This is a genomic window from Corynebacterium bovis DSM 20582 = CIP 54.80, assembly GCF_030408615.1.
Taxonomy (GTDB): domain Bacteria; phylum Actinomycetota; class Actinomycetes; order Mycobacteriales; family Mycobacteriaceae; genus Corynebacterium; species Corynebacterium bovis.
Genome location: NZ_CP047187.1, coordinates 83298 through 97242, shown reverse-complemented (window position 1 = coordinate 97242; position 13945 = coordinate 83298). Strand labels below are relative to the sequence as shown.

Below are 13945 nucleotides of genomic sequence, written 5' to 3'. Positions count from 1 at the left end.
GTGAGCCTAGGCTAGGCTAAACAGGATGCGCAACGACGACCCCTCCCAGGACCTCGCCACCGGATTCGCCGGGTGCCCGCTCACCCCGTACCTCACGTCCCACCCGGACATCCTCGCCGGTGACGACCCCGACGCCCCGCTCGACGCCCTCGTCAGGGACCGCGCGGCCCGCACCCCGGACGCCACCGCCGTCATCGACGGCGACCGCACCCGGACCTACGCCGCCCTTGTCCGCGACGCGGACGCCACCGCCGCCGCGCTGCTCGCCCGCGGCCGCCGCCCGGGCGACCGGATCCTCCTCCACCTGCCGGGCACGCTCGAACTCGTCACCGCCGTCCTCGGCACCCTCCGCGCGGGGTGCGTCCCGGTGCTCACCCTGCCCGGCCACCGGTTCCGCGAGCTCAGCCACCTCGCCCGGCTGTCCGGCGCAGCGGAGCTCGTCGGGACGGACGCCGACCTGCTGGCCGCCGTCGCCGACGCCGTCGCGGCGGGGGACGCTGCCGGTGACGCCGACGCACTCCCCCGCCCGACCGTCCACCTCACCGGCCTGCCGTCCACCGCGCCCGACGCAGCCGGCACGTCCGAAGCGTCCGGCACCACCGACACGCCCACCGCGCCCGACACCCCCACGCCGGCGGCAGCGCCCGGGCGCAGGGCGGCGTCGTCCCCCCGGGACCCGGACCTGCTGCCCGACCCCGCACCGAACACCCCCGACGGATTCCGCGCCGACCTCCCCGCCGTGCTTCTCGTGTCCGGGGGCACCACCGGCCTGCCGAAACTCATCCCGCGCACCCACCGCGACTACCGCTACGACATCCGCCGCGCCGCCGCCGCGTGCCACCTCACCGACCGGGACACCTACCTCGCTGTCCTGCCCGTCGCGCACAACTTCCCCCTCGCGTCGCCCGGGGTGCTGGGCGCCCTCGCCGTCGGAGGCACGGTCGTGTGCACCACCCAGGCCAGTCCCGACGCCGTCTTCCCCCTCATCGACCGCCACCGCGTCACCGTCACCGCCACCGTGCCGTCGCTCGCCGGCGTGTGGGCGGAGGCCACGGACTGGGAGCCGGCGGACCTCACCAGCCTGCGCCTGCTCCAGGTCGGCGGCGCGCGGCTCAGCCCGGAGGCCGCGACGGCCGTCGACACCGCCTTCCCCGGGCGGCTCCAGCAGGTCTTCGGCATGGCCGAGGGACTCCTGTGCTTCACCGCCCCGGACGACCCGGACCGCGACCGTGTCCGCACCACCCAGGGTGTGCCCGCGAGCCCCCTCGACCGGCTGCGGACCGGGCCGGACGGCGGGCTCGTCGTCGCCGGGCCGTACACGCTGCGCGGGTACTACCGCGCGCCCGAGGCGAACGCCGTGTCCTTCACCGCCGACGGGGAGTACATCTCCGGCGACCGCGTGGACATCCGCGACGACGGGCACGTGGTCGTCACCGGGCGGATCAAGGATGTGGTCGTCCGCGCGGGTGAGAACGTGGACTGCACCGAGGTCGAGGAGGTGCTCGCCGGCGCGGCCGGGGTCCGGGACGTGGTTGTCGTAGGGGTTCCCGACGACGCCCTCGGCGAGGCCGTGTGTGCCGTCGTCGTGGCGGATCCGCCGGGGGTGCCGACGCTGCGCTCCCTGCGCGACCACGTCACGGACGCGGGCCTGGCGGGGTTCAAGCGGCCGGACCGGGTGGTGGCGGTCGGCGCGATCCCGCTGACCGTGGTGGGCAAGGCGGACCGGCGGGCGGCCGCGGCGCTCGCGGCCTCGGCGGGGGCGGGGGCGTAGCCGGGGCGGGGGCGGGGTGGGCACGGGGGCGTTGCCGGGGCGCGGGCGAGGTGGGGTCGTTGCCGGGGCGGGGACGGGGCGGGGCGTAACCGCGACACGGCCGAGGCAGGGACAGGGCGGGGGCGTAGCCGGGGCGGGGCGTTGCCGGGGCGCGGGCTCTAAGGTGGTGGGCCATGTCCCCCTCACGACGCCCCTCCCCCACGCCGACCGTCGGAGTCACACCGGTCGTCAGGGCGGGGGTGGCCGTCGTCGTGACGGCCGCGCTGACGCTCAGCGCGTGTGACGGCGGACCCGCGGGGGACGACGCCACGCCGACGCCGCCCGGGTCGTCCACGCACTCGTCTGCACCGACAGCGCCGTCCCCTGGCGGGTCGTCCGCCCTCCCACCTGCACCGACGCCCCACGGCGGGACCGCCGTCCTCGGGGCCGTCCGGGCGGACGGCACGTGCGACCCGGCGGTCATCGACCTCGACCGGTCGCAGCGGACAGCCGTGGTCCGCTACATCTCCCGCGCGGCGTCGACGGTGACCCTGCGGTTCCTCTCCACGGACGGGACGGCGGTCGACTCGGGCGACCTCACCGTCGGCAGTCCCGGCGCGGGGACGATGTTCTCCTCGGAGGTCCCGCTCACGGAGCTCGCCTCCGTCGCCGTCGCCGCCCGCGCGACCGACGGCGGCGCGGTCACCTGCACCATCCCCGTCCGCTGACGCCCCGGCCCGCCCCGGCCACCGGTCCCGCGGCGTCCGGCCCAGCCACCCGCCCCACAGCGTGGCTAAGCTTTTTGCACGAATCAGGCCCAAAACGTGCAAAAACCTTAGCCACTCCAGTGGACTGACGGCAGCACACACACCACCACCCCGCCGACCCACCACCCCGCCGCCGCGCGGAGGTCGTCCCGCGGCGCCCGGCCCAGCCACACGCCCCACAGCGTGGCTAAGCTTTTTGCACAAATCAGGCCCAAAACGTGCAAAAACCTTAGCCACACCAGCGGACTGACGGCAGCCCGCACACCACCACACCGCCGACCCACCACCACCCCGCAGCGTGGCTAAGCTTTTTGCACAAATCACGCCCAAAACGTGCAAAAACCTTAGCCACACCAGCGGACTACCGGTGGGGATGCTGGCGGACTGACGGCAGACCGCACTTCACCACACCGCCAACCCACCACCTCGCCGCAGCGTGGATAAGTTTCATGCACGAATCCGGGCCAAAACGTGCAAAAACCTTAGCCACACCGGCGGGCTACCGGCGGGCTACCGGCGGGCTACCGGTGGAACTCCTGGCGGACTGACGGCAGCCCGCGCTCACCACCGCCGCCCGGCGGATCACCACCACCTCGCCGCGCTCACCCCGCCGCCGCGCGGAGGTCGTCCCGCAGCGCCCGGCCCAGCCACACGCCCCACTGCGTGGATAAGTTTCTTGCACGAATCCGGCCCAAAACGTGCAAAAACCTTAGCCACTCCAGCGGACTGACGGCAGCCCGCATCTCACCACCGCCGCCCGGCGGATCACCACCACCCCGCCGCGCTCACCCCGCCGCCGCGCGGAGGTCGTCCCGCGGCGCCCGGCCCAGCCACCCGCCCCACAGCGTGGCTAAGCTTTTTGCACAAATCAGGGCCAAAACGTGCAAAAACCTTAGCCACTCCAGCGGACTGACGGCAGCCCGCATCTCACCACCGCCGCCCGGCGGATCACCACCACCCCGCCGCGCTCACCCCGCCGCGGCGCGGAGGTCGTCCCGCAGCGCCCCGGCCACCTCCCCGGCGCGCGTCGCCACGGTGGAGAGCAGCGTCGACCCCGGACCGGACGGGTCCTCCGCCGCACCCTGCGCGAACAGCCCGGGGACGGGCACCCCGTCGGCGGCGACGCGGTGGTCCCGGCCCACCGTCCACTCCACCCCGGCCGGCAGGACGTCCCCGACCGGGCGCGGGCGGAGCCCCGTGGCGCACACGACGACATCCACGGTGACGGTCGTGACGGCGCCGGTCATCCGGTCGGTGACGTCGGCCTCCACGAGCCCCGCGGGCGTCGACCCCACGCGCGTGACCTCGGAGGCGCGGAGCACCTCCAGCTGCCGGCGGCCGGACCACCGCTGCCGGTACTCGCGGTCGTGCAGGTCCGTGAGCAGCGCCGGGTCCACCCCGCCGGTGAGCCCCGCCCGGGCGCGCGCGAGCAGGTCCGCGCGCACGTCGGCCGGGGCCGCGGCGACGGCGTCCGCCCCGGCCGCGTCCGCCACCCGGTGCGCGAACGGGCCGGTGTCCGCCCGCGCGTAGCCGTAGCCCGCGGTCACGGCGGTGACGTGCACGCCCCGGTCGTGCAGGTGGCGCACGGTCTCCACGGCGGACTGCCCGCCGCCGACGACGAGCGCGCGGAACCCCGGCCCGACCATGCCGCGCCGGGTGAGCCAGGCCATCCGCGGCACGAGGTCCGACGCATGGACCACCCGCATCGTCCCGCCGAGCGCCGGGTCCTCCGCCCACGCGGGCAGCACCGGCGCGGACCCGCACGCCAGCACCACGCTCCGCGCGAGGTACCGGTGCACGCGCCCGCCGCTCCCCGCGCGGCCGGATCGGGGGTCGCCGCGGCGGGGGTCGACGGGGCGGGACGTGCCGCGCCGGGGCTCGCCGCGCCGCCCCGACCCCGCGCCGGCATCGACGGTGACGCGGAACCGCGCGGGGGTGCCGTCGAGAACCTCCACCCCCCGCACCACGCTCCCGTACGCCACCCGCGCGGGCACCAGCCCCGCAACCCACGCGAGATAGTCCGCGACCTCGCCGCGGTCGGGGGCGACGGTCCGGCGGTTGATGAACTCCACGAGCCGACCGTGTTCGTGCAGGTAGTTGATGAAAGTGAAGCGGCTGCGCGGGGTGCGCGGCGTCACGAGGTCGCGCAGGAACGAACTGCGCACAGGTGTGTCAGGGAGGAGGAGGCCGGGGTGCCAGGCGAAGGTGGGGCGGGACTCGAGGAAGAGGGTGTCGACGCCGCGCTCCCCCGGGCCGGCGCCCTCCGCGAGCGCGACCGCGAGGCCGAGGTTCGCCGGGCCGAAGCCGACGCCGACGACGTCGTGGACGTGCGCGGCGGGGGCCGCGGGGTCGTCGGGGGTCACGCTGGCCTTCCTGCCGGGGTGTCTGCGATGCCCCGCCTGCGAACGGGACAAGGTTAGGCTAGCCGATGTTTTTTCGTGGAGACAACCGGGTGGGTGCGCCGCGCCGCGTCACGCCGCCCATGCCGCCCACGCCCACGCACCCCGTCACGCCGCCCATGCCGCCCACGCCCACGCCCACGCGCCCCGTCACGCCCCCGCCCCCCGTCACGCCCCCTCACGACTCCGCCGCAGCGTGAGGTTGTAGCGGTGATCGCCGAACACGGGGTCCGTCGGCCCCGTGGCGCGGTCGATGCCGTGGAACCGGAACCGGTCCACCCCACCCCACACCACGACATCCCCGCTGTGCAGGTCCACGCGCCGCACCGGGTCCGTCCGCGCGTGCCCGCCGAACGCGAACCGCCCGGTCAGCCCCACCGACACGGACACGATGGGCCAGCGCCCGGACTCCTCGTCGCGGTCCTGGTGCAGGCCCATCTTCGCGTCGCGCGCATACCGGTTGACCAGGCACGAGTCCGGCTCGAACCCCGGGAACCCCGCGCGCCCGGCGAAGTCGGCGGCGAGGGCGCGGAACTCCGGCGGCATCGGCGGCCAGGGGCGGCCGGTCGTCGGGTCGACGGGCGAGTACCGGTAACCCGACCGGTCGGTGACCCACCCGTGGTCGCCGCAGCTGGTCATGGCGACGGACATGCGCCGGCCGCCGGGCACCTCCATGTGCCGGAAGGGGGCGTCGGCGGCGACGGCCGCGATGAGCTCGCCGACGCGCCGGTCGGGCAGGTCGAGCTCGCCGCTGAAGAGGAACGCCTGGTCGCCGAGGGGAAGCTGCACGGTGGTCTCCTTCCGGTCGGTGGGTCCCGGGTCGTCTCATTCCCGACGCTACCCTCGCCTCCGCTCCCGCCCGCGCGCCCGCGGGGCGGCGGTGGTGGTGCGTGTGAGCGGGCGTGCGCGTGGGCGGTGTGCGTGTGCGTGGGCGGGCGTGGGCGGGCGTGCGCGTGGGCGGGGGTGCACGTGGGCGGTGCGCGTCAGCGGCGGCGGGCGTCAGCAACTGGCAGCGCCGGGTCACCCGCGCCCTCGCGGTGTCAGCAACTGGCAGCGCCGGGTCACCCGCGCCCTCGCGGTGTCAGCAACTGGCAGCGCCGGGTCAATTTCAGGGCGATTTTTGACCCCCAGCTGCCGGTCGCCGACACGCGCCTACCCGCGCCGCATCACCGCTCGTCCACCGGGTCCACCCGGAAGTCCAACCGCCCTGACGCGCCGGCGTCCACCGCCACGACGTTCCTGGCCAGCGGAATCTGGTGGGACGCGCTCTCCAGGATGTGCATGAAGTACCCGCCGGTGTTCGGCAGCGCGATGACGTCGCCGACGGAGATCCCGCGCGGGAAGCGCATCCGCCGTCGCACGATGACCTCGTCCTCGATGCAGTACGCGCCGACGAGGAACCCCTCGTACCCGGGCCCCCGGTCCGGCGCCGGCGCCCCCGCCGACACGCACGGCACGAGCACCGGGTCGACGAGCAGGTCGTCGGCGGTCGTCCGGCACTGTGTCCGGTTCATCTCCAGGCCGACGAGCGGCACCCCGTCACTGCGCTCCTTGAGGAACGCCACGCGCGCGAGGGTCAGCCCGGCACCGTCGAGCACGGACCGCCCGGGTTCGAGGTGCAGGCGGAGACCTCGTACGACGAGCGCATCCGCCGCCGACACCGCCTCCCCGTCCGCGGGCGTGTCCGTGTCCGCGCCGGCCGTGTTCGCAGTGCCCGCACCACAGTGCGTGCCCACGTCCCCGCCGGCCGTGGTCGCACCGGTCGTGTTCGCGGTGCCCGCTGCAGCGGGCGTGTCCGTGCCGTCCGCCGGGTCGCCGTCCGCCGCGCCGTCGTCCACGCCGCGGACCTCGACCGGGCCGGTGAGCAGGTCGCGGAGCCAGTCACCCCGGGTCGGCGACTGGTGGAAGGGGTAGATGGTGCGCAACGGGTCGTCCTTCCACGTGAACCGCTCGCCGGTCATGTCGGAGGCGTCGGCGTGGGTGGCGCCAACGGCGTCCGTGCCCGCGCCGTCCGTGTGCGCTGCGCCGTCAGCGCCCGCACCGCCCGCACCGCTCACGGCCTCCCGCGCCCGGAGGAACGCCGCCCACTGCGCGGGGTCGTCGACGTAGCTCATCGGCACCCCGCCACCGAGGTCCACGAAGGTGGGGACGTGGCCGGCCTGACGCGCGGCGTCGACAACCCCCAGAGCCTCACCGAGCGCGACCCGGCGGTCGGAGGCGGAGTACCCGTGGAGGTGGACGTGCACGCCGACGACCGCGACCGCGCCACCAGCCGCGCCGCCGGCACCGCGCGCGCCAGCACCGCCACCGACACCAGCATCACCACCGGCACCACCACCGGACGCACCCCCACCCCCGCGGAGCCACCGCCCCCACGCGCCGGCGCGCGCACCGAACCGCGTCGCCGGCAGCAGCCCCGGGTCGGGCGCGAGCCGCGGTGCGATCCGCGCGACCGTCCCCGCGCGCGCGGCGGCGTCGGCGATGCGGTCGGCCTCCTCGGGCCCGTCGGCCGACACCACGACCCCCGCGCGCACCGCGAGGTCCAGCAGCGCCGCCGGCTTCACCGCCGCGCTGAGGATGATCCGCTCCCCCGGCACGCCGCGCGCGAGGACCTGCCGCAGCTCGGCCTCCCCGGCGACGTCCACGCCGTGCCCGGCGTCGCGCACCGCGTCGACGAACGCGAGCCCCTTGTTCGCCTTCCGCGCCATGAACACGCGCACGTCGACGCCGCAGTCGCGGCCGGCGGCGATGAGCTCGTCGACGGCGCGGAGCACCGGCGCCGGCCGGAGGACGTTCACCGGCGACCCGTGCCCGACGAGCAGCCGGTCGCACCGCCCCGGGTCCTCGAGCAGCTCGACGGCCCACGGCTCCAGGCGCCCGGTGAGGGGGACGGTCGCCGCCGCGCGCGGGTCACGCACCGCGGTCGTGCGGTGCCGGGTGACGACGCCGCGCGCCCAGCGGGGCACCACATCGTGCAGGTCGCGCGAGAGGGTGTCCGCACCGGGGAGGAGGTGTTCGGTGTCGCGCCCGGCGACGGCGAGGCCGGGGAGGCCGGCGACGGCACCGTCGGGGTCGACGGACACCTCCGCCGCGTCGACGCCGTGGCGGGCGAGGGTCTCCGCGAGGAGCGTGCCGGGGACGATGCCGGCGGGCGGGAGGACGGCGTCGACGACGACGTCCGCGGCGGCGGGGGTGGGGGCGTCAGAGGTGGCGGCGGCCGCGGCACCGTGACCTGCGACGACAGCGTCGGGGGTGGCGGCGTCGCCCGGCGCGGCACCACCGGCGAGGGCGCGGTCCACGGCCGTCGGGTCGGCGAGGTCGGCGCAGTCCACGACGCCCGCGTCGATGAGCGCGAGCAGCCGCGACGCGTTGTCCGGCGTCGGCCCGAACGCCACCCGCTCCAGCGTGCGGGCGAGCGCGCCGAAGCCGACGAGCGGCGGGCGCGTCCGGTCGGCGACGCGGCCCACGATCGCCGGGTAGAGCTGGCGGAACGCCTGGCCGACCGCCCACGCCGCCCCGGGCGGGGCCGCGCCGACCGCGATGTCGCGCGACCGGCGGAGCGCGGCCACGGCGTCCCGTCCCGCGTCCGTCCCGGCGACGACCGCCCGGACCGCCCGCAGCGCCGCGCCGCTGTTGCTGCCAGTGTCGCTGCCACTGCCGTTGCCGTCACCGCCGCCCGCCCCGGCCGCGTCGAGCAGCGCGACGGCGTAACCCTCCAGCGCGGCCGTCATCCCGGCGAGGTCCGCGCAGGTCACGACGGCGGCGCGGGCCCGGCGCGCGGCAGCGTCGTCCCTGATCCCGGCCAGCCGCCCCCGCGGGTCCGGCTTGACCTCCATGAACCTCCCGGACCGGCACACCGGGCGGATGACGGCCGGCTCCCCGCCGCCGGGTCGGTAGGTCAGGCCGGTTCCGGTGCCGACGAACCGTCCCCCGCGGCCGACGGTGAGCTCCAGCGCGGCGTCGATGAAGGTCAGCGCGGCGCCGCGGACGAGCACCCGGGCGCCCGCGGGGATCGACCGCAGCCCGTCCGGCGGGTACACGCCCACCGTCCGCACGCGCCCGTCGCCGCGGTCCCCGTCGCGGCGGTTTCCGTCGCGTGCCCCGTCAGCGCCGTCGCGGTCGCCGCGTTCCCCGTCGCGCCCGTCGCCGCGGTCCCCGTCGCGGCGTTCCCCGTCGCGCGGCAGCGCCCCGGGCCAGGTCGCGGCGTGGCCGGTGGCGAGGAGGACGTCGTCGTACGTGACCCCGTCGACGGACCAGCCGCCGGCGACCTGCCGCACGTCCCGCACCCGTCGGCGCACGTGGCGGAGGGTGAACCACGGTGCGCGGTCCGGGTCGGCGGCGAGGGCGCGCCAGGAGTCGGCGAGGAAGTCCCCGACGACGCTGCGCGGCGGGAACGGCACCGCGTCCCCCGCGGGCTGTCCGGCGTCACCCGCGGCGTTCCCGTCGGCCGCGTCGCCCGCGGCGTTTCTGTCGGCCGCGGGCTGTCCGGCGTCGCCCGCGGGCTGTCCCGCGTCACCCGCGCCACCTGCACCCGCGCCCGGGCCGTGCCCCCGGGCCCAGTCGGCGAACGTGCCGACCCCGGTGCGCACGATGCGCGAGTCCACGTTGAGCGTCCAGTGGTCCGGCTGCCCCGGGCCGTACGCGGCGCCGGCACCGGGCGGGGCGTCGTCGACCACGTCGACGGCGACCGGGACACGGTGCGCCCGGGCCTCGTCGGCGAGGCACTCCGCCGCCCACAGCCCGCGCGGCCCCGCGCCGACGACGGCGACGGTCACGGGCGCGGGACCAGGCGCGGGACGGGTCTCAGGCCCGGTCTCAGGACAGGCTGCGGCCGGGTGGGCGTCGGGCGCACCGTCACGCGCGGTCCCCGGCGTCGGGGCCCCCGCGGCGGCCGCGCCCGCGGTCGAACGGTCGTGGGTCACAGCAGGTCCTCCAGCTCGTCGGGGTCGCAGACGGTGGCGCGCACCCAGTCGTCGTCGTACACGGTGTCCAGGTAGGCGTTGCCCTGGTCGTGGAGGATGAGCACGGCGTCGTCCCCCTCCCCGAACCCGTCGACCGCCCCGAGGAACGCGGCGGCGACCGCACCCCCCGACGCCCCGGGGAGGTAGCCCTCCGTCCGGGCGACGCGCCGCGCGCCGGCGATCGACCGCGCCGCCCCCACTCGCACAACTGTGTCAGGATCGGTGTCCCCGGCGAGATCCGGGACGACACCCGCGCCGAACCCGGGAAGAGCCCGGTCACCGCGCTGACCCCCGTAGAGCACGGACCCCTCCGCGTCCACAGCTGTGACACGTGTGTGCGCGCCGATGGAGCGGAGGTGGCGGAGGCACCCGCCGAGCGTGCCGGTTGTGCTCACGGCGACGAAGAGGTGGTCCGGGGCGTGGCCGAGCTGCTCGGTGACCTCGCGCATCGTGCCCTCCGCGTGGGCGCGGAAGGCCGCCCGGTTGGAGTACTGGTCGAGGTTCACGGACCCGGGGAGGGTGCGGAGGAGGTCGGCGACGCGACGACGCCGCGCCACGAGCCAGTCACCGGTCTCCGGGTCCGGGGAGGTGACGCGGTGGACCGTGGCCCCGAGCGCCTCCATGACGGCGACGGTCTGGCGGTTCGCCCGGGGGTCGACGACGCAGTGGAAGTCGATGTCGCGGAGCAGGCACTCGCGGGCCAGCGCCGCGCCGAGGTTGCCGGAGCTCGACTCGACGACGCTGCCGCCCGGGCGGACGCGGCCGGCGGCGGTGGCGTCCTCGAGGAGCGCCGCCGCGGTCCGGTCCTTCGCGCTGCCGCCCGGGTTGAACCCCTCCAGTTTCGCCCAGGCCCTCACCCCGGCGCGCGGGCAGAAGGTGGGGAACCTGACGAGCGGGGTGTTCCCGGTCGTCGCCCCGATGCCCGGGGCCGGTGGCGGTGGTGCGGCGCTCATGCCCGCCCAGCGTAAGACAGTTTTGGCACGTCTGCATTAGAGCGGTGCCGGGCGGGTGGCGTCGGGTCGCCCGCGCCGCCGCGGCCCCCGCCGGGCCGCACCCCCGGGGCCGGGAGCCGCACCCACCGCGCGGCCCCCGCCCCGCGCCCCCGCCCCGGGCCTACCGCCGCCGGCGCAGCTCCCCGTAGTCGATGCCGCCGTGCGTGATCCCCGGGATGAGCGGCCACTGCCGCTTCCACGGCGCGCACTCGGACGACGGGAGGATCTGCTTCCACCGCGCGTCCTTCCGGGCGTTGCTGGCCATCTCCTTCTCCTTGATCATGGAGTCGTACTGGTCCAGCGAGTCCTCGAGGGTGTTGCCGTTGAGCACGACCTCCCGCTCGTAGAACTTCGCCTGCGCGCTGAGCCCCGGGATCCGGGACAGCTCCGGCTGCCACGAGTCCGCGGCCATGCCGTTCTCGGAGGAGATCCAGATGCCGTCCGGGGTGTTGATGCACAGCGAGTGGTTGCCGTCGGTGTGGCCGGGGGTCCACAGGAGGGAAATGCCCACCCCGATCTCGACGTCACCGCTGAACGTGCTCAGCACGTCCCGGTCGACGCCGTTCATCCCCTCCTCGACGTACCAGGCCGTCTGCATGGGGTGGAGGGACTCGAACGTGCCGAGCTCCGCCTCGTGGACGATCATCCGGGCGCGGGGGAACAGCGGCTCGAAGGGCGCCTCCCCGGGCTCGGGGTCATCCGTCGAGCCCATGATCATGCGGCTGTCCTGGACGTGGAGGTGGTCGAAGGACACGTAGTCGACGTCCGAGTTGTCCATCCCCAGCGACGGCAGGATGTCCTCCGGGTCGTTGTAGTACCTCGCGAGCAGCCGCTCCCCGCCGAATTTCTCGCCGAACTTCGCGAGCTTGTTGTAGAACGGGGACTTCTTCGACCCGTCGGCGACCGTCGGCTCCCACACGAGCGTCCGGGGGACGCCGTTGAAGTCCTCGTACTGGATGACGAGCATCCGGTTGATGATGCTGATGAGCGGGTTGATGTTGAGCGAGTAGCCCTGGAAGGCGAAGCGCGACGGGTAGGGGGCGGCGGCGATGTCGAACGACTTCACGCCGAGCACCCTCCCCTGCGTGAGGAAGCGCTCGCGGTAGCGTCGTGCCCCCTCCCGCACGGCCTTGAGCCGGTCCCCCCGGGGCCAGATCTCGTGCACCCCCTCGAACTCGGGGATGGGGCGGAACGTGGGGTGGTCGGCGAGGTTCCGGGCCTCGGCGAGACCCGGGGTGTGGCTGTAGGGCAGCGGTCGCCCGGACGGGGTCGTGGTGGCGGGCGCGGTAGCGGTCGCTGTGCCGGTCGCTGTGCCGGTCGCGGTGGTCGTGCCGGGTTCCGCACCGGTGGCCGTGGTGTTCGCGGGTGTGGCGGTCATTGTCGGAGTCCTTCCAGAGGCCGTGGTTGCCCTCACCCTAGAACGACGACGTACCCCTGTGGTTAGGTTCGCGAAAATACAGGCGACCGCCCCCGCCGCCGGCCCGGGCCACCCCGCGGCCACGTCCCCACCCGGGGGACCCCGGAGCGTCCGGCCGCCCCGGGCGGGCCGTCAGATCCGGACGCGCCGGGACGTCGTGAGCTTCGCGTTGACGTACCGGCCCAGCCACGCCGGGGAGAAGTGCGACGCCGCGTACAGCAGTTTCGCCTGGAGACCGACCGGGTGGTGGACCGCCGCGGGCACCCGGCGCGGGGCCTCGACGACATCGGCGACGGCGCGGCCGACGGTCTCCGGGGTGAGGCGCACGCCGAGGCGGTCGGTGCCGGTCGTGCGGACGCCGTCGAGCATCCCGGTGCGGACGTACAGCGGCCAGACGTCGGTGACGAGGATCCCGTCCTCCTCCCACTCCAGGTTCAGCGCCTCGGTGATGCCGCGGACGGCGAACTTCGTCGCGGAGTACACGGCCATGTCCGGGGTGCCGTAGATCGCGGACGCGGAGGCGAGGTTGACCAGGCGCGCGTCCGGGGTCGCACGGAGGTACGGGTAGGCGGCGCTGGCGCCGTGGAGGACGCCCTTGACGTTGACGTCGACGAGCGCGGCGTCCCGTTCGTGGCTGCCCTCGGTGATGAACGGGCCGCCGTAGAGGATCCCGGCGTTGTTGACGAGCGCGTCGAGCCGGCCGCCGGTCGCGGCGGTGAACCCGGTGAGCGCGGCGGTCCAGGACTCCGGGTCCGTGACGTCGAGGTGGCCCCGGTGCGCGCGGCGGCGGGTCGCGGCGGGGAGGGTGTCGACCCAGTCGACGTCGTCGCTGATGTCGTACACGCCGACGGTCCATCCGCGGTCGAGGAGGGTCTGCGCGGTGAGGCGGCCGATGCCCCGGCCGGACCCGGAGATGAGGACCGTCCGGCCGGTCGGGGCGCCGGCGCCGGCGGCGTCGGGGCTGTCGGGACTGCCGGGGCCCGTCGCGCCGGCGGGTGTGGAGTGCGTCATGCCGCCGAGCCTATCCCCCGGCCGGGCGTGCCGGGCGCACTCGCGGAGACCACCGCGGACCCGGGCGTCGGCACCCGACGGACGACACCCCCGGCGACCCGGGCGACGGCACCGGACGGCACCCCGCCGGCACCCCGCCGCCACCCGGCGCGTGCCCCGCACCCGCATCTGCCTCGCACGACGCGTGCCCGGTGCCCGCACCCGCCCCGCGCGACGTACCTGAGAATCACCGGCCAAAACTATCTTCGCCCGTACACTAAAGATCAATAAGTCGATAGACCTTCGTCGAAATATTGACCGCCTTCACTATACAAAGGTGACTTAAAACCGCTGGTCCCGGCCCCTAAACTGTCGTTCCGTACGACACAACCGGCCCGCCGGACTCCTGGTGAAAATTTTACGTGAAACTCCGGGAATAAGTAAATCCCTCACATAATTTTCCACCCATGTCCACGTCCGGGATGACCGGTTTCCACACCGCCACCCCCACGGACGGGAGCTCCGCACACGGTCCACGCACGACAGACCCGCACAGCAACCCCACAGGAACCCACAACCCACACGGCGGCACGACCGCACGCCCGTCAGAACACCGACCACCCCCGGAGGAACACCCCCTCAGCGGGATGCGTCGCAGCTCCACCGCCC

8 protein-coding genes are annotated in these 13945 nt (G+C 75.3%); 2 read left to right on the top strand and 6 right to left on the bottom strand.

Annotated elements, in window-relative coordinates:
* Positions 1-25 precede the first annotated feature (25 nt).
* A complete protein-coding gene (locus CBOVI_RS00300; RefSeq protein WP_125186444.1) occupies positions 26-1771 on the top strand; it encodes an AMP-binding protein in 1746 nt (581 codons plus the stop codon).
* A gap of 173 nt (positions 1772-1944) precedes the next feature.
* Positions 1945-2478 (top strand): hypothetical protein, encoded by a 534-nt coding sequence (locus CBOVI_RS00295; RefSeq protein WP_125187231.1) that lies wholly within the window; start codon positions 1945-1947, stop codon positions 2476-2478.
* 1007 nt (positions 2479-3485) lie between these two features.
* Here CBOVI_RS00295 and CBOVI_RS00290 read toward each other — a convergent pair.
* From CBOVI_RS00290 to CBOVI_RS00265, 6 genes are all read right to left on the bottom strand, one after another.
* A complete protein-coding gene (locus tag CBOVI_RS00290; RefSeq protein WP_183273683.1) occupies positions 3486-4880 on the bottom strand; it encodes a SidA/IucD/PvdA family monooxygenase in 1395 nt (464 codons plus the stop codon).
* 204 nt (positions 4881-5084) lie between these two features.
* On the bottom strand, positions 5085-5705 hold the full coding sequence (gene alkB / locus CBOVI_RS00285) for a DNA oxidative demethylase AlkB (protein WP_010271779.1): 621 nt from the start codon (positions 5703-5705) through the stop codon (positions 5085-5087).
* A gap of 377 nt (positions 5706-6082) precedes the next feature.
* Positions 6083-9691 (bottom strand): FAD/NAD(P)-binding protein, encoded by a 3609-nt coding sequence (locus tag CBOVI_RS00280; RefSeq protein WP_232625741.1) that lies wholly within the window; start codon positions 9689-9691, stop codon positions 6083-6085.
* Between the two features lie 143 nt (positions 9692-9834).
* A complete protein-coding gene (locus tag CBOVI_RS00275; protein ID WP_010270169.1) occupies positions 9835-10830 on the bottom strand; it encodes a pyridoxal-phosphate dependent enzyme in 996 nt (331 codons plus the stop codon).
* Positions 10831-10990: 160 nt separating this feature from the next.
* Complete coding sequence (locus tag CBOVI_RS00270) at positions 10991-12247, bottom strand: MBL fold metallo-hydrolase (protein ID WP_010267560.1); 1257 nt, start codon at positions 12245-12247, stop codon at positions 10991-10993.
* 171 nt (positions 12248-12418) lie between these two features.
* Entirely contained in the window at positions 12419-13297 is an 879-nt protein-coding gene (locus CBOVI_RS00265; protein ID WP_010267558.1) for an SDR family oxidoreductase, read from the bottom strand.
* Positions 13298-13945 lie beyond the last annotated feature (648 nt).

Bases quoted from the DNA above. Each gene is read 5' to 3' on its own strand.
- CBOVI_RS00300 (WP_125186444.1), top strand. From the start codon at position 26: ATGCGCAACGACGACCCCTCCCAGGACCTCGCCACCGGATTCGCCGGG.
- CBOVI_RS00270 (WP_010267560.1), bottom strand. From the start codon at position 12,247: ATGACCGCCACACCCGCGAACACCACGGCCACCGGTGCGGAACCCGGC.
- CBOVI_RS00265 (WP_010267558.1), bottom strand. From the start codon at position 13,297: ATGACGCACTCCACACCCGCCGGCGCGACGGGCCCCGGCAGTCCCGAC.
- CBOVI_RS00275 (WP_010270169.1), bottom strand. From the start codon at position 10,830: ATGAGCGCCGCACCACCGCCACCGGCCCCGGGCATCGGGGCGACGACC.
- CBOVI_RS00295 (WP_125187231.1), top strand. From the start codon at position 1,945: ATGTCCCCCTCACGACGCCCCTCCCCCACGCCGACCGTCGGAGTCACA.